This window comes from Piscinibacter gummiphilus, assembly GCF_002116905.1.
Taxonomy (GTDB): Bacteria; Pseudomonadota; Gammaproteobacteria; order Burkholderiales; family Burkholderiaceae_C; genus Rhizobacter; species Rhizobacter gummiphilus.
In genome coordinates, this window is the sequence record NZ_CP015118.1 from 4,046,178 (window position 1) to 4,061,278 (window position 15,101).

The window sequence follows — 15,101 nt, forward strand, 5'->3', positions numbered from 1 at the left end:
GGAACTCAGCCGATCAGGTTCGCGAGCGACAGCAGCGCGAGCAGCAGCATCCACAGCACCACCGAACGCCACACCAGCGCGACGACGCTGCGCAGGTGGCCCATCTCGGGCGGCGCCCCGGGGGTGGAACCTTCGGCCACGGCCAGCTCGTCCGGCGCCCCGGCGTCGAAGGTCTTGGAGCGGTCGGGCGTCACGCCCGGGGCGGCATGGCCGCCCAGCTGCACGCCCACGGCACCGGCCGCGGCGGCCAGCAGGATGCCTTCGTTCGCGTGTTTCCAGAGGCCCGCGTCGCGGCGCCAGCAGGAGACGGCTTCCTCGAAGTTGCCCACCACCGCGAAGCCGAAGGCCGTGAGGCGCGCCGGCAGGTGGTCGACGAGGCTGAACAGCCGCTGCGACAGCGCGAGCAGGCGCTCGTTGACGGGAGCGCCCACCACGCGGCTCTTGAAGCCCCAGTAGCGGCTGGCGAACTCGGCCATGCGGTACAGCACCGCGCCGGCCGGGCCGAGGCCCATCGTGGACAACACCACGAACCAGAAGAAGACGCCGAACACGTGCCGGTGCGCGGCGAGCAGCGAATGTTCGATCACGTGGCGCAGCAGTTCGCGCCGCGGCAGTTCGCTCGCGTCGAGGTGCCGCCACTCGGCCAGCAGCGAGCGCGCGGTGACCTCGTCGCCGCGCTCGAGCGCGTCGCGGATGTCGGTGAAGTAGTGGCTGAACTGGCGGAAACCCATCGTGAGGTACAGCACCACCACGTCCCACAGCAGGGCCAGCATCACGTTGACCTGCGCCAGGCCGATGTGGATGCCGCACGCGAGCAGCGCGGGCACGAGCACCGTCACGCCCCAGACGACCCACGCGTGGTGGTCACGGCCCGCGTCGAAGTTGCGGCCGGTCCAGCGCATCCACGACGTGAGTGCGTCGTGGACGAAGTTGCGGCGGGGCAACGGCTTGATCTGCTCGATGAGCAGTGCGAACAGGACGGCGAAAAAACTCATGGAGACCGATGATAGCGGCCTCCGGGCTCACATCGCCCCACGACGGGTCACGCGGCGAGGAAGCGGTAGAGGTTGCGCAGCATCGCGGCCGTCGCACCCCACACGAAGTAGCGCCGATCCGCGCCGTCGGCCCCCTTGCCGCTCCACGGCATCGACAGGAACTGGCGGCGTCCGCCACCGAAGTCGGCCGCGTGCCAGCGGTGGTTGGCCGGGTCCATCAGGAACGACAGCGGCACCTCGAACACCTCGGCCACCTCGAACGGATCGGGGTGCACATGGAAGCCGGGCCGCACGAGCGCGACCACCGGCGTCACGATGAAGCCCGTGCCCGTGGTGTACGTGGGCAGTTGCCCCAGCACGTCGACGTACTCGGGCCCGAGGCCGATCTCCTCCTGCGCCTCGCGCAGGGCCGTGGCCACCGCGTTGGCGTCCTCCGGTTCCACGCGCCCGCCGGGAAAGCTGATCTGGCCGGGATGGTCGGTGAGGTGGGCCGTGCGCTGCGTGAGCAGCACCGTGAGTTCCTCGCGCTGAACGAGGCCCACGAGCACCGAGGCGTGGGCCGGCGGGCGCTCGTTGAAGCGCGGCTCCACCATGGCTTCGGGCGCCCAGTCCGGCGGCGACTGGAACCGTCGGCGCAGCGTGGCTTCCTGCAGCTCGGCAAGGGTCACCGCGGGAAGGTGGTCATCGACGCTGACGGGAGGCAGTTCCTGGGGATCGAAGCTGAGGGCCATGGTGTGTATTGGACGCGAAAAAAAGAAAAGCCGCCCGTGGGCGGCTTTCCTCTCGGGCAGGCGGGGCCCGAAGGCCCGGCACCCGGATGCACCGGCCTCAGGCCAGCTTTTCCTTGATGCGCGCCGACTTGCCCGAACGCTGGCGGAGGTAGTACAGCTTGGCACGACGGACATCGCCGCGGCGCTTGATCTCGATGCTCGAGATCAGGGGGCTGTACAGCTGGAACGTGCGCTCCACGCCTTCGCCGCTCGAGATCTTGCGGACGATGAAGCTGGAGTTCAGGCCGCGGTTGCGCTTGGCGATCACGACACCTTCGTAGGCCTGGACGCGCTTGCGCGTGCCTTCGACCACGTTGACGCTGACGATCACCGTGTCGCCAGGGGCGAACTCGGGAATGGTCTTGTTGAGGCGAGCAATTTCTTCTTGCTCGAGGGTTTGGATCAGGTCCATCTTTTCTCCTAATGATCGTGCCAGCGTCGGTTGAAAAGGGTGCGGTGGTGCACGAAGGCGACCGGCCGCGACCTGGCAGAGGATCGAAAAGCCGCTGATTATAGCCCGAGTTTTGCCAGGAATCGCTCGTCTGCTTTCGACAAGCGCCCTTCCCGGCGTGCGGATTCCAGCAGATCGGGCCGGCGGCGGGCCGTCAGCTCGAGCGAACGCTCGCGCCGCCACTTGGCGATCTCGGCGTGGTGACCCGACATCAGCACCGGCGGCACGGGGGCCGGGCCCTCGGGGGTGTCGAGCACTTCGGGGCGGCTGTAGTGGGGGCAGTCGAGCAGGCCATCCTCGAAGCTGTCCTGCTCGTGGGACTGGGCATCGCCCAGCACGCCGGGCTGCAGGCGGGCCACGCCGTCGAGCAGCGCCATCGCGGGCAGTTCCCCGCCGGACAGGACGAAATCGCCCAGGCTCAGCTCCAGGTCGACGTGGCGGTCGATGAAGCGCTGGTCGATGCCCTCGTAGCGGCCGCACAGCAGGATCGCCCCCGGGCCGGCCGAGAACTCGCGCATGACGGCCTGGTCGATGCGGCGGCCGGTGGGGGTGAAGTGCACGACAGGCGCGCCCTCGGGGCGGGCGGCGCGCACGGCCGCGAGGCAGCGCTCCAGCGGCTCGACGAGCATCACCATGCCGGGGCCGCCGCCATAGGGGCGGTCGTCGACGCGGCGGTAGTTGTCGTCGGCGAACTCGCGCAGCGGCCACAGGTGCACGTCGACCTGCTTCGACTCGTACGCGCGGCGCGTCACGCCCAGCGTCAGGTGCGGGGTGAAGAGGTCGGGGAACAGCGTGACGATGTCGAAACGCATCGTCACTCGCTCAAAAGTCGAGGCCCCAGTCGACCGTGATGACGCGGTCGGCCATGTTCACGTCGTCGACGTAGGCGCCGACGAACGGGATCAGGCGCTCGTCGCCATCGGGGTTGGCTTCGGATTCGGGTTTGGCCAGGCGCAGCACGCTGTGCGGGCCGGTGTCGATCAGGCCGGTGACGGTGCCCATGGGCACGCCGTCGCGGTTGACCACCGACAGGCCGATCAGGTCGACCCAGTAGTACTCGCCGGCGCGGGGTTTCGGGAAGGCACCACGGGCGAGGAAGATGCGCAGGCCGCGCAGGGCTTCGGCGCCGTTGCGGTCGTCGACACCACGCACCTGGGCCACGATCACGTCGCCGTGCTTGCGGGACGAGACGATGGCGAGGTGGCGGGGCGTTGCCGCCGCTGCCGATGCGACGGGCCGCTTCAGCGGGCCGTCGTCGGGCGGCTGGACGTGCCAGCGGGTGGCGTCCAGCAGCGCCTGGGGATCATCGGCAAAGCACTGGACCTTGATCCAGCCCTTGATGCCCCAGGCGTCGAGCACACGGCCGACCTCGACCGCGTCCTCCGGCCAGGCGGGGACGTTCGCCCCGGCAACCGAAGACACGTCAGGCACGGCCGGGTTCAACTTCAGGCCGCGGCCTTGGCTTGCGCCACGAGGCGGGCGACCGTGGGCGACATCTGGGCGCCGGTGCCGGTCCAGTACTCGAGGCGGTCGAAGGCAACGCGCAGGGGCTGCTCGGCACCGGAGGCGACGGGGTTGTAGAAGCCCACGCGCTCGATGAAACGGCCGTCGCGGCGGGTGCGCGAGTCGGCAACGACGATGTTGAAGAACGGACGCTTCTTGGCGCCGCCACGTGCGAGTCGGATCACGACCATGATGTTTCCTAAGGTTCTGAAATCATCCACCGCACCAGGAGACACTCAGGGCGAGCAGATCAAAAATTGGCGAAGGTCCAACCTTCACCGGTGAATTCGGGTCCGTAGATACGCCGGGCTTCCGCCCGACCAGCACCGAAACCCACGATTATAAACTCATGGTTTCCCCAAGAGCATCCTCATGACCTCCGAAATTGCATCGATCCGGGCCAGCACGGCCGCCGACGCCCCTTCCCTGGCCCGAATCTACGGCTGGCACGTGCTCAACGGCACGGGCACTTTCGAGACCGAAGCCCCCGACGCGGCCGAGATGGCCAGCCGCCGCGAGGCGATCGTGGCCAAGGGCCTGCCCTGGCTGGTGGCCGAGCAGGACGGCCTGGTGCTGGGTTTCGCCTACGCGAACCACTTCCGCCCCCGCGGCGCCTACCGGTTCTGCCTCGAGGACTCGATCTACCTCGCCCCGGAAGCCGCGAAACAGGGCCTGGGCACCCGGCTGCTGCGCGAGCTGATCGACCAGTGCACGGTGCTCGGCGCCCGCCAGATGCTCGCCGTGATCGGCGACTCCGCCAATGCCGGCTCCATCGGCGTGCATCGCCGCCTGGGCTTCGAGCACACCGGCGTGATGAAGGCCGCGGGCTGGAAGTTCGATGCCTGGCGCGACGTGGTGATCATGCAGCTCGCCCTCGGCGAAGGCGCGGAAACCCCGGCTCGGGACAGGACCGCCGCATGACCGGCTACAAATCGAAGACCCTCGCCACCTGGCTGGCCTTCCTGGGCGGCGGCTTCGGCCTGCACCGCTTCTACCTGTACGGGTTCAAGGACGCGTGGGGCTGGGTGTGGGCCGTGGTCACGCTCGTGGGGCTGCAGGGCCTGCGCCTACACCTGACGCAGGGCCAGGACCACCACGGCGCCTGGCTGCTGCTGCCGGTGCTGGGCTTTTCGCTGTCGGCCGGGGCGCTCGCCGCGCTGGTCTACGGCCTGATGCCCGACGACAAATGGAACGCCCGCTTCAACCCGGCGGGCCCCGAACACCACGCCGGCTGGCTCACGGTGTTCGGGATCGTGCTGTCGCTGCTCGTCGGGGCCGGCATCCTGATGTCGGCCATCGCGTTCAGCGCCCAGCGCTACTTCGAGTACGACGCGGAGTCGTCCGAGCCTCAGGCGAACAGCGAGAGGCTCAGCCAGTAGAAGATCCCGGCGACGAACGCGGAGGCCGGGATCGTGAAGATCCAGGCCCACACGATGTTGCCGGCCACGCCCCAGCGCACGGCCGAGGCACGGCGCACCGAGCCCACGCCCACGATGGCGCCGGTGATGGTGTGGGTGGTGGACACCGGCACGCCCAGCGCCGTGGCGAAGAAGAGCGTCAGCGCCCCGCCCGCCTCGGCGCAGAAGCCGCCCACGGGCTTGAGCTTCGTGATCTTCTGGCCCATCGTCTTCACGATGCGCCAGCCGCCGAACAGCGTGCCGAGGCCGATGGCCAGGTAGCAGATCCAGATCACCCAGGTGGGCGGCAGCGAGTCGCCGGCGGCCGAGTACCCGGTGGCGATCAGCAGCATCCAGATGATGCCGATGGTCTTCTGCGCGTCGTTGCCGCCGTGGCCCAGGCTGTACATGCCAGCCGAGATCAGCTGCAGGCGGCGGAACCAGTTGTCGACCCGCAGCGGCGACGTGCGCCGGCAGATCCACGCGACGGCCACCATCAGCAGCGAACCGAGCACGAAGCCGAGCACGGGCGACACGAAGATGAAGGCCACGACCTTCAGCACGCCGGCGCCATCCAGCGCACCGATGCCCGACTTCGCGATCACCGCACCGCAGATGCCGCCGATCAGCGCGTGCGACGAGCTCGACGGGATGCCGTAGAGCCACGTGATCACGTTCCAGGTGATGGCGCCGATCAGCGCGCCGAACACCACGTGGTGGTCGACCACGCCCGGCTGCACGATGCCCTTGCCCACCGTGGCCGCCACGTTGAGGTGGAACACCAGGATGGCGACGACGTTGAAGAACGCCGCGAACGCCACGGCCTGCTGGGGCTTGAGCACCCCGGTGGACACGACGGTGGCGATGGAATTCGCCGCGTCGTGGAAGCCGTTCATGAAGTCGAAGATGACGGCCAGGCCGACCAGCAGCACGACCACCCAGAAATGAACCGGGACCGAATCCATTCGTCGAAACTCCGCCCGGGGATCAGGAATTCTCGAGGACAACGCCCTCGATCAGGTTCGCCACGTCCTCGCAACGGTCGGAGATGGATTCCAGCTGCTCGTAGATCGCCTTGAGCTTGATGAGCTCGCGCACGTCGGTCTCCTCGCGGAAGAGCTTCGACATGGCCGAACGCATCACGCGGTCCGCGTCGGACTCGAGCTTGTCGATCTCCTCGCAGGTCTTGACGGCGGCCTCGGCCACGTCGGTGCGGCTCAGCTGGGCCAGCAGCGAGACGGCGTGCTGCACGCGCTCGCAGCACTTGGCGCTCAGCTCGCCCAGGCGGATGACCTCCTCGGTCATGCTGCGCACGTCGTACAGCTGCATGGTCTCGGTGGCGTCCTGCAGCAGGTCGACGATGTCGTCCATGGCATTGATCAGGCCGTGGATCTGCTCGCGGTCGATGGGCGTGATGAAGGTCTTGTGCAGCAGGCGGTTGACCTCGGCGGTGACCTTGTCGGCCGACCGCTCGGCGTTGACCACCTCGGTGGCGTACTTCTCGCGCAGCTCGAGGTTCCCGTAGTTCTCGATCATCAGCATGAAGGCGCGGGCACCCTCGGTGATGAACGCGGCGTGCTGGTTGAAAAGCTCGAAGAAATTGCCTTCGCGTGGCAGCAACTTGCCGAACAACATGGGTGAGGTCTCCAAAAAATCCTGGGATGCGAACGCGGTTCGCTGCACGTTTCGCGACGATTCACGAAACCGTCACCGAAAGTGACAAGGCGTGGAGTGTAAGGGCGCGCGAAGGCTCAGGTCAGGCGCGGCGAGGCCGGAGGCCCCAAAAAGTCGCGCGGACCGGTCATCGTGGCGAGTTTGTCCACGAGCACCGCGAAGTCGGCGTCCACGCCGCCCGGGTGGAAGTGTTCGGTCTGGACGGCGAGCACCGGCGCCCGGTCGTACGTCTCGAACCGGGCCGCATAGGCGTCCATCAGGCGCTGCAGGTACACCTCGTCGATGCGCTGCTCCATCAGGATGCCCCGGCGGCGGATGCGCTCCATCAGCGTGGCCACGGGGGCCTGCAGCCAGACGACGAGGTCGGGCTGCGGCACGCGCGGCTCCACCTCGGCGTACATCTGGCGGTAGAGCCGGAACTCCTCGTCGCCGAGGGTCAGGCGCGCGAACAGCGCGTCCTTCTCGAACATGAAGTCGCTGACGACCACCGGCGTGAAGATGCCGGGCTGGGCCAGCGCGGTGACCTGGCGCAGCCGCTGGAACAGGAAGAACACCTGGGTCTGGAACGCGTAGCCGGCCGGGTCCTGGTAGTAGCGGTCGAGGTACGGGTTCTCGTCGGCCTGCTCGAGCAGCAGCTCGGCGCCCAGGTGCGCGGCGAGCCGCCGCGCGAGCGTGGTCTTGCCCGCCCCGATGGCCCCTTCGATCGCGATGTGGCGGAAGCGGCTCATCCCGTGGTCCTCGTGACGTTCAGCGGAAGATGAAGTACACCGCCCCCACCATGCACAGGCCGGCCCACAGGAAGTCGAGCTTGAACGGCTGGTCCATGTAGAGCATCGCGAACGGCACGAACACGGCGAGCGTGATCACCTCCTGCGTGATCTTGAGCTGGGCCAGCGAGAAGCCGCCCGCGTGGCCGATGCGATTCGCCGGCACCTGCAGCAGGTATTCGAACAGCGCGATGCCCCAGCTGACGAGCGCGGCCGTGTACCAGGGCTTGTCGGCGAGGTTCTTCAGGTGGCCGTACCACGCGAACGTCATGAACACGTTCGACGCGACGAGCAGCAGGACGGTCTGGAGCGAGACGGGGATGCCGCTCATGGGGAAAGCCTTTCGATGCGTTGGTCGGCCACGGTGTCGAGCAAGTCGCGGACCCGCCCCCGACCCGGCACCACGAGGTCCGGCGCGAGGTCGGCGAGCGGCACCAGCACGAACGCGCGCTCGTGCAGGCGGGGATGGGGCACGACGAGCTGCGGGCCGTCGATGCGGGCGTCGCCGTGCAGCAGCAGGTCGAGGTCCAGCGTGCGCGGGGCGTTTCGGTACAGGCGTTCGCGGCCGTGGTGCAGCTCGATCTCGTGGAGCGCGGCCAGCAGCGCCTCGGCGGAGAGGTCCGTGTCGAGGGCCGCGACGGCGTTGAGGTAGTCGGGGCCGGTGGCGTCCACCGGCGCGGTGCGGTACCGCGGCGAACAGGCGGCGAGGCGCGTGCCGGGCAGCGCGGCGAGGGCCGCCACCGCCGCGTCGAGCGCCGCGGCCGCGTCACCCAGGTTGGCCCCGAGGCCCACGTACGCGGTCACCGGCATCGCGGAGGCTCAGTCGACCAGGGCCGCGTACACGAGCTCGCGGAACAGCTGGCGATAGTGGTCACGGCGACCCGGCTGCTGGATCATCAGCTGCGCGTGCAGCTGCTCCTTCGGGTCGATGAAGAACGAGGTGCCCGCGAGGCCCGCCCAGAAGTACTGGCCGGCCGAGCCCGCTCCCGCCGCCACGCCGTCCTGCAGGCGCACGGCGAAACCGAGGCCGAAGCCATGGCCCACGGGCAGCAGGTCGCCGCTCACGGGCAGCGCCCCCAGGTGGTCGGACGTCATCAGGCGCACCGTCTTCGGGCCCAGCAGGCGCACGCCACCGAGCTGGCCGCCCGACAGCATCATCTCCATGAACCGCGCGTAGTCGGCCGCCGTGGACGCGAGGCCCGCGCCCCCCATCTCCTGGGCGCTGGGCGAGCGCACGTCGAACACGCTGACCGGCGCGCCCGAATCCGGGTCCTTCGCGAACGGCTCGGCGATGCGGTGGTGATTCGAGCCGTCGACGTGGAACGCCGTCTCGGTCATGCCGAGCGGCTCGAAGATGGCCTCGCGCAGGTGCTCGCCGAGCGAGCGGCCCGTGACCACCTCGACGAGGCGGCCCAGCACGTCGGTGGCGTGGCTGTAGGCCCAGGCGGTGCCGGGCTGGCGCAGCAGCGGCAACGCGGCCAGCGCCTGCGTGAAGTCGGCGTTGGTCTTGCCCCGGCCGAACAGGCCGGCCGCCGCGTACCGCTGGTGCAGCGGCGTGGCGCCCATGAACTGGTAGGTGAAGCCGGCCGTGTGGCGCAGCAGGTCGTGCACCGTGATGGCGCGGCCGGCGGGAGCCGTCTCGAGCTGCCCTTCGTTCTCGACCAGCACCTGCGGCGACGCGAACTCCGGCAGGTACATCGACACCGGCTGCGACAGCAGCAGGCGCCCCTCCTCGACCAGCATCATCACGGCCACCGAGACGACCGGCTTCGTCATCGAGTAGATGCGGAAGATGGCGTCCTTCGGCATCGGCACGTCCTGCCGCGGGTCGAGCCGGCCGTAGGCCTTGAAGTGGGCGACCTTGCCGCGGCGGGCGATCATCGCGACGGCCCCCGGCAGCTTCTGCCGCTCGATCTCGGCCTCGAGGGCGGCGTCGAGGCGGGCGAGCCGCTCGGGGCTGAGCCCCAACGATTCCGGCGGCGCGGCGGCAAGGAGGCTGGTCATGTCGGTCGTGTCCCCGGGTGGTCGTTCTGTTGTTCTGGAAAGGTCAGGACGCTTCGGTGCCCGAACTGGAACCCGGGCCCGCCGGCTTGCGGCGGCGGCGACGGCGCTTGCGCGGGGCGTCGCTGCTGCCCTCGGCAGGCGGCAGGTCGTCCTCGTCGTCCTCCGCGGCGGCGGGCGCCGGCGCCGAGGCCTGGCGCGGCGCGCGGCGTTCGGTCTTGCGCACGTCCTGGATCATGTGCGGCCGGTCCTCGGGGTCGGCCATCGAGAACTCCTCCCACCACGTGGCGAGGGCCGGGTCGATCTCGCCGGCGTCGGCGCGCAGCCGCAGGAAGTCGAAGCCGGCGCGGAAGCGCGTCTGCTCGACGAGGGTCAGCGGGCCGTTGCCGGTGCGGCGCTCGAAGCGCGGCTGCATCAGCCAGATCTCGCGCATGTCGGCGCCGAGCTTGCCGCGGCCCGAGATGTCGCCGATGCGGGCATCGAACACCGCGTCCACCGCCTGCGTGAGCGCCGGGAACGGAGCTTCGCCCTTTTTCTTCAGGCGCTGCCAGCCGTCGAGCACGTCGTGCCACAGCATGCAGGCGAGCATGAAGCTCGGCGCCACGGGCTTGCCTTCGCCCACGCGGCGGTCGGTGTCGGCCAGCGCGGCGTTCACGAACTTCGCGCGGTCGGGGTGTTTCGCACCGTTCTCGATCACGAGATCGAGGATCGGGAAGAAGCCCTGCCCGCCACCGGCCAGGCCCTGCTTCTTCAGCTCCTCGATGCTGGCGAGCGCGTGGCCCGTCTGCAGCAGCTTGATCATCTCGTCGAAGGTGCGCGACGCGGGCACGCTGTGCAGCAGCGAGGCCATCTCGCGGATGGGCGCCTTCGTCTTCGCCTCGATGGTGAAGCCGAGCTTCGCGGCGAAACGCACCACGCGGATGATGCGCACCGGGTCCTCGCGGTAGCGCGTGGCCGGGTCGCCGATCATGCGCAGCACCTTCTTCTTCGCGTCCTTGATGCCACCGTGGTAGTCGACGACGATCTGGCGCTGCGGGTCGTAGTACATCGCGTTGACGGTGAAGTCGCGGCGCGCGGCGTCCTCGATCTGCGGGCCCCACACGTTGTCGCGCAGCACGCGGCCGGCGGCGTCCACCACGTGGGTCTTGCCCGCGAGCTCGCTCTTCGACGTCTTCTCGTTGCCCGAGACCTGCTCGGCCGCGGAAGCGTCCATCACCGCGCGGAACGTGGAGACCTCGATCACCTCGTGCTCGCGGCCGCGGCCGTACACCACGTGCACGATGCGGAAGCGCCGGCCGATGATGAACGCGCGCCGGAACAGGCCCTTGACCTGCTCGGGCGTGGCGTTCGTGGCCACGTCGAAGTCCTTCGGCCGCAGGCCCACCAGCAGGTCGCGCACCGCGCCGCCCACGATGTAGGCCTCGTAGCCGGCGTCGGACAGGGTCTTGACCACCCGGATCGCGTTGTCGTCCACGAGCCCGAGGTCGATGGCGTGTTCGCTCGCCGGCACCTCGACCCGCTTGCCCTGGGCGGACTTGCGGGCCGTCGCGGCGGGCTTGCCGAGCAGCTTGTCGATGAGTTTCTTGATCATGGGAACAACTTGAGGATGGGCCAGCCGCGTTCGCGCGCGATGGTCTCGAGCGACGGCGCCGGGTTGGTGGCGACCGGGTCGGTGGCCTGCTCCATCAGGGGCAGGTCGTTGGCCGAGTCGCTGTACATGTGGATGCGGCCGAAGCTTTCGTACGACAGCCCCATGCCGGTCAGCCACTCGGCGGTGCGCGTGACCTTGCCCTCGCGGAACGACGGCGTGCCCGCGATGCGGCCGGTGACCTTGCCCGACGCGTCGCGTTCGAGGTTCACCGCGAGCAGGTGGTCGATGCCGAAGGCCTTCGCGATCGGGCCGGTGACGAACTCGTTGGTGGCCGTGACGAGCGCGACGAGGTCCCCCTGCGCCTGGTGCTTGCGCACGAGGTCCACCGCGACGGGGTGGATGGCGGGGAGGATGTCCTCGTTCATGAAACGGTCGTGGGCCGCGGCCAGCTCTGCGGCGGAGCGGTCGCGCCACGGCGCGGTGCAGTACGCGATGTACTCGTGGATGTCGAGGGTGCCGGCCTGGTACTTCGCGTAGAAGGCGTTGTTGCCGGCCCGGTACGACTCGGCGTCCACCCAGCCCTGCCGGATCACGAACTCGCCCCAGGTGTGGTCGGAGTCGAGCGGCAGCAGCGTGTGGTCGAGGTCGAACAGGCAGAGATTCTTCGTCATGGACCCTCTTCGGTCAGCATTTGCTTGAGCAGTGGAACGGTGATGGCCCGCTTGTGCACCAGCGCGAACTCGTCGAGCCGGTCCAGCAGCGCCATCAGGTGCTTGAGGTCGCGGGCGAAATGGGTCAGCAGGTAGTCCATCACGTCGTCGGACAGGAACAGGCCGCGGCGGTCGGCCTCGCGGCGCAGCGCGGCCCGGGCCTCGGGCTCGGACAGCGGCTGGATCGCGAACACGTGGCCCCAGCCGAGGCGGGTGCGCAGGTCGTCGCGCACGGGCAGGTCCACCGGGGGCATGGGCGCGGCGCCCAGCACGGGCACGCCGTGCGTGGTGGCCTCGATGAACAGCGCGAAGGCGGCGTGCTGGTGGGCATCGTCGAACTGGTCGCAGTTGTCGAGCACCACGAGCTGGCCGGCGTCTTCCACGTGCCAGGGCACCGGCTGGTGGGCGTCGAACCAGACCACCCGGCCGCCCTGCTGCTGCACGAGGTTGGCGGTGGCGTGAAGCAGGTGGGTCTTGCCGACGCCGGACGGGCCCCAGAGGAACACCGGCGCGGACTGGTGCATGACCTGGCGCAGATGGGCGACGGCGTGGGCGTTCGCCCCCGCCACGAAACTGTCGAAGGACCGTGCGGGCTCGGTGGCGATGTCGAGCGGGAGTTGGCGCATCCGGGGTGAAAAAGGGGTTCGGTTGTTCTCCGCGGGCGGCCGCGTGGGCATCTTCCCGGGGGACCCATTGTCGGGCGGGTCCGGACCGAATTCTAAAGGGAGCGCCCCGGGGCCGCCCCTCAATGCAACCGATCGGGCCCCTCCGGGCCCAGTTCGCTCAGCCGGACGCTGATCGCGGCGCGGTCCACCGCCTCCCGGGCGTGGAGCAGGTAGGCGCCCAGGTCCTTGCGGGCGGCCTCGCGGTTGCCCAGCTCGGCGTGGGCCAGGCCGCGGTCGCGGCGCTCCTCCCAGTTCTGGGGCAGCAGCACCACCAGGCGATCGAGCACGGCCACCAGCCGCGCCCAGTCGCCGGCGCTGCGGTGGATCTCCTTCAGGTTGCGCAGCATGCGGGCCAGCACGTCGCGCGGCTCGGCCGCCTGCAGGAACAGGCCGAGCGGCATCTCGAAGTCGCCCTCGAGCCCGTGGCTGCGGCGGTACGGCACCAGCAGCTCATCGAGCTGCTCGCGGGAGAGCGACTGCCCGCTGAACGGGTCGATCACCACCTCGCCCTCGGGCATGTGCAGCTTCACGAGGAAGTGCCCGGGGAAGGACACGCCGCAGGCGTTCAGGCCGATCTCGTTGGCGAGTTCGATGTAGAGCACGGCGAGCGTGATCGGAATGCCCCGGCGGGTGCGCAGCACCGTGCTCAGCAGGCTGTTGCCCGGGTCGTAGTAGTCGTTGACGTTGCCGGCGAACCCCAGCTCCTGGAAGAAGTAGCGGTTCAGGCGGCGCAGGCGCTGCAGCGGCACGGCGTCGGCCGGGACGCGGCGGCGGAGCTGGTCGGCCAGGGTGTCGACCTCGCCGAGCAAGGCCTGCAGGTCGATGTCGGGGTGTTCGTCCTGGCAGAGGCTGGCGGCGGCTTCCAGCAGCGACAGCGAGGCGTCGTCGGCCACCAGCGCGGAAAAATACTCCAGGGCCGTGGGCGGCTCGAGACTCAGTCGATGGGACATGGGCACAGTCTAAATCCAGTCGCGGCCCCTCGCCGGCCGGCGGGACTCAGCCCCTGCGGACGAACTGTTTCAGGTTCAGCCCCATCGCGAGCAGGCTGCCGAAGTACAGCACGGCGGAGCCCCCGAGCAGCAGCACGAGCCAGCCGACGCGGGTCCAGCCCGGCAGGCCCACCCAGTCGACGTGGTGGGCACCCCAGGCGAGCAGCCCGGTCAGGAGCCCGGTGGCCACCACCACCTTCAGGCCGAAGCCGCCCCACCCCGCCGCGGGCACGTAGGCCCCGCTGCGGCGCAGGCCGATGAACAGCCACGCGGCGTTCACGAGGGCCCCGAGGCCGATGGACAGCGCAAGACCCGCGTGCTGCAGCGACGGCACGAAGAACCAGAAGACCGCGTTGAGCACCTGGGTCAGCACCAGCACGGCCACGGCGATGCGCACCGGGGTGCGGATGTCCTGGCGGGCATAGAAGCCGGGGGCGAGGATCTTGATCGCGATGAGCCCCATCAGCCCCACGCCGTAGCCCTGCAGCGCCCGCACGGTCTGGGCGACGTCGGCCGCGGTGAAGGCTCCCCGGTGGAACAGCACGGCGACCAGGGCCTCGGGAAACACCAGCAGCGCCACCGCGCACGGCAGTGCGAGCATCACCACGAGGCGAAGACCCCAGTCGAGCAGGGCCGAGTACGACGCGGTGTCGCCCCGTCCCTGGGCGCTCGAGAGTTGCGGGATCAGCACGACACCCAGCGCCACGCCCAGCAACGCCGTCGGGAACTCCATCAGGCGGTCGGCATACCCGAGCCACGAGATCGCCCCCACGCCCAGGTGCGACGCGAGCTGCGTGTTGATGAAGAGCGAGAGCTGCGCCACCGACACCCCGATCAGCGCCGGGGCCATCTGGCGCAGCACCTTGTGCACGCCCGGGTGGTTCCAGGCCGCGCGGATCGCGGCCGGACCGAGGCCGATGCGGGGCAGTTGCCCGATGGCCACGAGCGCGGGCACCTGCACCGCGAGCTGCAGCACGCCGCCGAGCATCACCCCGACGGCCAGCGAGTAGATGGGCTGGACGCCCCAGCGCGCGAACACGGGGGCGAGCCCCCACGCGCAGGCGATCAGCGAGAGGTTGAGCAACACGGGCGCGGCCGCCGGCACCGCGAAGTGCTTCCAGGTGTTGAGGATGCCCGCGGCCAGCGCCACGAGGGAGATGAAGCCGATGTACGGAAACATCAGGCGGGTCATCAGCACCGCGTCGTCGAACTTCTCGAGGCCGGAGGCCAGCAGCCACACGACGGCCGGGGCCGCGAGGATGCCCACCACGCAGGTCAGGAACAGGGCCCACGCGAGGATGGTGGCCACCGCGTCGATCAGGCGGCGGGTGGTCTCGTCGCCCTCGGTGACGCGCGTCTGCCCGAGGATGGGCACGAAGGCCTGCGCGAAAGCCCCTTCGCCGAAGAGGCGGCGCAGCATGTTGGGGATGCGGAAGGCGGCGTTGTACGCGTCCGTCCAGGCGCCCGCGCCGAACATCGACGCGATCATCAGCTGGCTGGCGAGGCCCGTGACCCGGGAGCAGAGGGTGAGCAGGGAGACGGTGGACGCGGCCCGGAGCAGGTTCATGGGGATGTTCTTGGGCCCGGA

Annotated in this window: 19 protein-coding genes; 2 read left to right on the forward strand and 17 right to left on the reverse strand. The window is 69.6% G+C overall.

Annotated features, from left to right (window positions below; all coding sequences use genetic code 11):
* Positions 1-5 precede the first annotated feature (5 nt).
* From A4W93_RS18205 to rpsP, 6 genes are all read right to left on the reverse strand, one after another.
* A complete protein-coding gene (locus A4W93_RS18205; RefSeq protein ID WP_085751953.1) occupies positions 6-995 on the reverse strand; it encodes a CobD/CbiB family protein in 990 nt (329 codons plus the stop codon).
* 47 nt (positions 996-1,042) lie between these two features.
* On the reverse strand, positions 1,043-1,726 hold the full coding sequence (locus A4W93_RS18210; protein WP_085751954.1) for a CoA pyrophosphatase: 684 nt from the start codon (positions 1,724-1,726) through the stop codon (positions 1,043-1,045).
* Positions 1,727-1,823: 97 nt separating this feature from the next.
* Positions 1,824-2,177 carry a 50S ribosomal protein L19 gene (gene rplS, locus A4W93_RS18215; RefSeq protein ID WP_085751955.1) on the reverse strand — a complete coding sequence of 118 codons (354 nt, stop codon included), beginning with the start codon at positions 2,175-2,177 and terminating at the stop codon, positions 1,824-1,826.
* A gap of 98 nt (positions 2,178-2,275) precedes the next feature.
* Positions 2,276-3,028 carry a tRNA (guanosine(37)-N1)-methyltransferase TrmD gene (gene trmD / locus A4W93_RS18220; RefSeq protein ID WP_085751956.1) on the reverse strand — a complete coding sequence of 251 codons (753 nt, stop codon included), beginning with the start codon at positions 3,026-3,028 and terminating at the stop codon, positions 2,276-2,278.
* 10 nt (positions 3,029-3,038) lie between these two features.
* Positions 3,039-3,638: a ribosome maturation factor RimM gene (rimM, locus tag A4W93_RS18225; RefSeq protein ID WP_085754227.1), complete on the reverse strand. Its 600-nt coding sequence runs from the start codon at positions 3,636-3,638 to the stop codon at positions 3,039-3,041.
* A 23-nt stretch (positions 3,639-3,661) separates the two neighbouring features.
* Positions 3,662-3,910: a 30S ribosomal protein S16 gene (rpsP, locus tag A4W93_RS18230; RefSeq protein ID WP_085751957.1), complete on the reverse strand. Its 249-nt coding sequence runs from the start codon at positions 3,908-3,910 to the stop codon at positions 3,662-3,664.
* Positions 3,911-4,091: 181 nt separating this feature from the next.
* On the opposite strand from rpsP, the gene A4W93_RS18235 reads away from it, so the two are divergent.
* Both A4W93_RS18235 and A4W93_RS18240 read left to right on the forward strand, forming a co-directional pair.
* A complete protein-coding gene (locus A4W93_RS18235; RefSeq protein ID WP_237357570.1) occupies positions 4,092-4,640 on the forward strand; it encodes a GNAT family N-acetyltransferase in 549 nt (182 codons plus the stop codon).
* Positions 4,637-5,098: an NINE protein gene (locus A4W93_RS18240; RefSeq protein WP_085751958.1), complete on the forward strand. Its 462-nt coding sequence runs from the start codon at positions 4,637-4,639 to the stop codon at positions 5,096-5,098. The genes A4W93_RS18235 and A4W93_RS18240 overlap by 4 nt, the downstream gene beginning before the upstream one ends.
* Here the strand turns inward: A4W93_RS18240 and A4W93_RS18245 are convergent.
* From A4W93_RS18245 to murJ, 11 genes are all read right to left on the reverse strand, one after another.
* On the reverse strand, positions 5,068-6,081 hold the full coding sequence (locus tag A4W93_RS18245) for an inorganic phosphate transporter (RefSeq protein WP_085751959.1): 1,014 nt from the start codon (positions 6,079-6,081) through the stop codon (positions 5,068-5,070). The genes A4W93_RS18240 and A4W93_RS18245 overlap by 31 nt on opposite strands.
* A 22-nt stretch (positions 6,082-6,103) precedes the next feature.
* A complete protein-coding gene (locus A4W93_RS18250; RefSeq protein ID WP_085751960.1) occupies positions 6,104-6,751 on the reverse strand; it encodes a DUF47 domain-containing protein in 648 nt (215 codons plus the stop codon).
* A 116-nt stretch (positions 6,752-6,867) separates the two neighbouring features.
* Positions 6,868-7,518 carry a deoxynucleoside kinase gene (locus tag A4W93_RS18255; protein ID WP_085751961.1) on the reverse strand — a complete coding sequence of 217 codons (651 nt, stop codon included), beginning with the start codon at positions 7,516-7,518 and terminating at the stop codon, positions 6,868-6,870.
* Between the two features lie 19 nt (positions 7,519-7,537).
* Positions 7,538-7,888, reverse strand: a complete 351-nt coding sequence (locus A4W93_RS18260; RefSeq protein ID WP_085751962.1) for a DMT family protein — start codon at positions 7,886-7,888, stop codon at positions 7,538-7,540.
* Positions 7,885-8,367, reverse strand: a complete 483-nt coding sequence (gene folK / locus A4W93_RS18265) for a 2-amino-4-hydroxy-6-hydroxymethyldihydropteridine diphosphokinase (protein ID WP_085751963.1) — start codon at positions 8,365-8,367, stop codon at positions 7,885-7,887. Before folK ends, A4W93_RS18260 begins: the two co-directional genes overlap by 4 nt.
* A gap of 9 nt (positions 8,368-8,376) precedes the next feature.
* A complete protein-coding gene (locus A4W93_RS18270) occupies positions 8,377-9,561 on the reverse strand; it encodes a serine hydrolase domain-containing protein (RefSeq protein WP_085751964.1) in 1,185 nt (394 codons plus the stop codon).
* Between the two features lie 43 nt (positions 9,562-9,604).
* On the reverse strand, positions 9,605-11,149 hold the full coding sequence (gene pcnB, locus A4W93_RS18275; protein ID WP_085751965.1) for a polynucleotide adenylyltransferase PcnB: 1,545 nt from the start codon (positions 11,147-11,149) through the stop codon (positions 9,605-9,607).
* Entirely contained in the window at positions 11,146-11,820 is a 675-nt protein-coding gene (locus A4W93_RS18280; RefSeq protein ID WP_085751966.1) for a histidinol-phosphatase, read from the reverse strand. The genes pcnB and A4W93_RS18280 overlap by 4 nt, the downstream gene beginning before the upstream one ends.
* Positions 11,817-12,485 (reverse strand): DnaA regulatory inactivator Hda, encoded by a 669-nt coding sequence (gene hda, locus A4W93_RS18285; RefSeq protein WP_085751967.1) that lies wholly within the window; start codon positions 12,483-12,485, stop codon positions 11,817-11,819. The genes A4W93_RS18280 and hda overlap by 4 nt, the downstream gene beginning before the upstream one ends.
* Before the next feature lie 119 nt (positions 12,486-12,604).
* The gene (locus A4W93_RS18290) at positions 12,605-13,474 is read right to left on the reverse strand and encodes a SirB1 family protein (RefSeq protein WP_085751968.1); all 870 of its coding nucleotides are present in this window, start codon (positions 13,472-13,474) and stop codon (positions 12,605-12,607) included.
* A 46-nt stretch (positions 13,475-13,520) separates the two neighbouring features.
* Positions 13,521-15,080 (reverse strand): murein biosynthesis integral membrane protein MurJ, encoded by a 1,560-nt coding sequence (gene murJ, locus A4W93_RS18295; protein WP_085751969.1) that lies wholly within the window; start codon positions 15,078-15,080, stop codon positions 13,521-13,523.
* Positions 15,081-15,101 lie beyond the last annotated feature (21 nt).

Coding starts and splice junctions, on each gene's coding strand:
- A4W93_RS18290 (WP_085751968.1), bottom strand. CDS start 13,474: ATGTCCCATCGACTGAGTCTCGAGCCGCCCACGGCCCTGGAGTATTTT.
- murJ (WP_085751969.1), bottom strand. CDS start 15,080: ATGAACCTGCTCCGGGCCGCGTCCACCGTCTCCCTGCTCACCCTCTGC.
- A4W93_RS18260 (WP_085751962.1), bottom strand. CDS start 7,888: ATGAGCGGCATCCCCGTCTCGCTCCAGACCGTCCTGCTGCTCGTCGCG.
- A4W93_RS18270 (WP_085751964.1), bottom strand. CDS start 9,561: ATGACCAGCCTCCTTGCCGCCGCGCCGCCGGAATCGTTGGGGCTCAGC.
- A4W93_RS18205 (WP_085751953.1), bottom strand. CDS start 995: ATGAGTTTTTTCGCCGTCCTGTTCGCACTGCTCATCGAGCAGATCAAG.
- A4W93_RS18235 (WP_237357570.1), top strand. CDS start 4,092: ATGACCTCCGAAATTGCATCGATCCGGGCCAGCACGGCCGCCGACGCC.
- A4W93_RS18250 (WP_085751960.1), bottom strand. CDS start 6,751: ATGTTGTTCGGCAAGTTGCTGCCACGCGAAGGCAATTTCTTCGAGCTT.
- trmD (WP_085751956.1), bottom strand. CDS start 3,028: ATGCGTTTCGACATCGTCACGCTGTTCCCCGACCTCTTCACCCCGCAC.
- A4W93_RS18280 (WP_085751966.1), bottom strand. CDS start 11,820: ATGACGAAGAATCTCTGCCTGTTCGACCTCGACCACACGCTGCTGCCG.
- pcnB (WP_085751965.1), bottom strand. CDS start 11,149: ATGATCAAGAAACTCATCGACAAGCTGCTCGGCAAGCCCGCCGCGACG.
- hda (WP_085751967.1), bottom strand. CDS start 12,485: ATGCGCCAACTCCCGCTCGACATCGCCACCGAGCCCGCACGGTCCTTC.
- A4W93_RS18255 (WP_085751961.1), bottom strand. CDS start 7,518: ATGAGCCGCTTCCGCCACATCGCGATCGAAGGGGCCATCGGGGCGGGC.
- rplS (WP_085751955.1), bottom strand. CDS start 2,177: ATGGACCTGATCCAAACCCTCGAGCAAGAAGAAATTGCTCGCCTCAAC.
- folK (WP_085751963.1), bottom strand. CDS start 8,367: ATGCCGGTGACCGCGTACGTGGGCCTCGGGGCCAACCTGGGTGACGCG.
- A4W93_RS18240 (WP_085751958.1), top strand. CDS start 4,637: ATGACCGGCTACAAATCGAAGACCCTCGCCACCTGGCTGGCCTTCCTG.
- A4W93_RS18210 (WP_085751954.1), bottom strand. CDS start 1,726: ATGGCCCTCAGCTTCGATCCCCAGGAACTGCCTCCCGTCAGCGTCGAT.
- A4W93_RS18245 (WP_085751959.1), bottom strand. CDS start 6,081: ATGGATTCGGTCCCGGTTCATTTCTGGGTGGTCGTGCTGCTGGTCGGC.
- rpsP (WP_085751957.1), bottom strand. CDS start 3,910: ATGGTCGTGATCCGACTCGCACGTGGCGGCGCCAAGAAGCGTCCGTTC.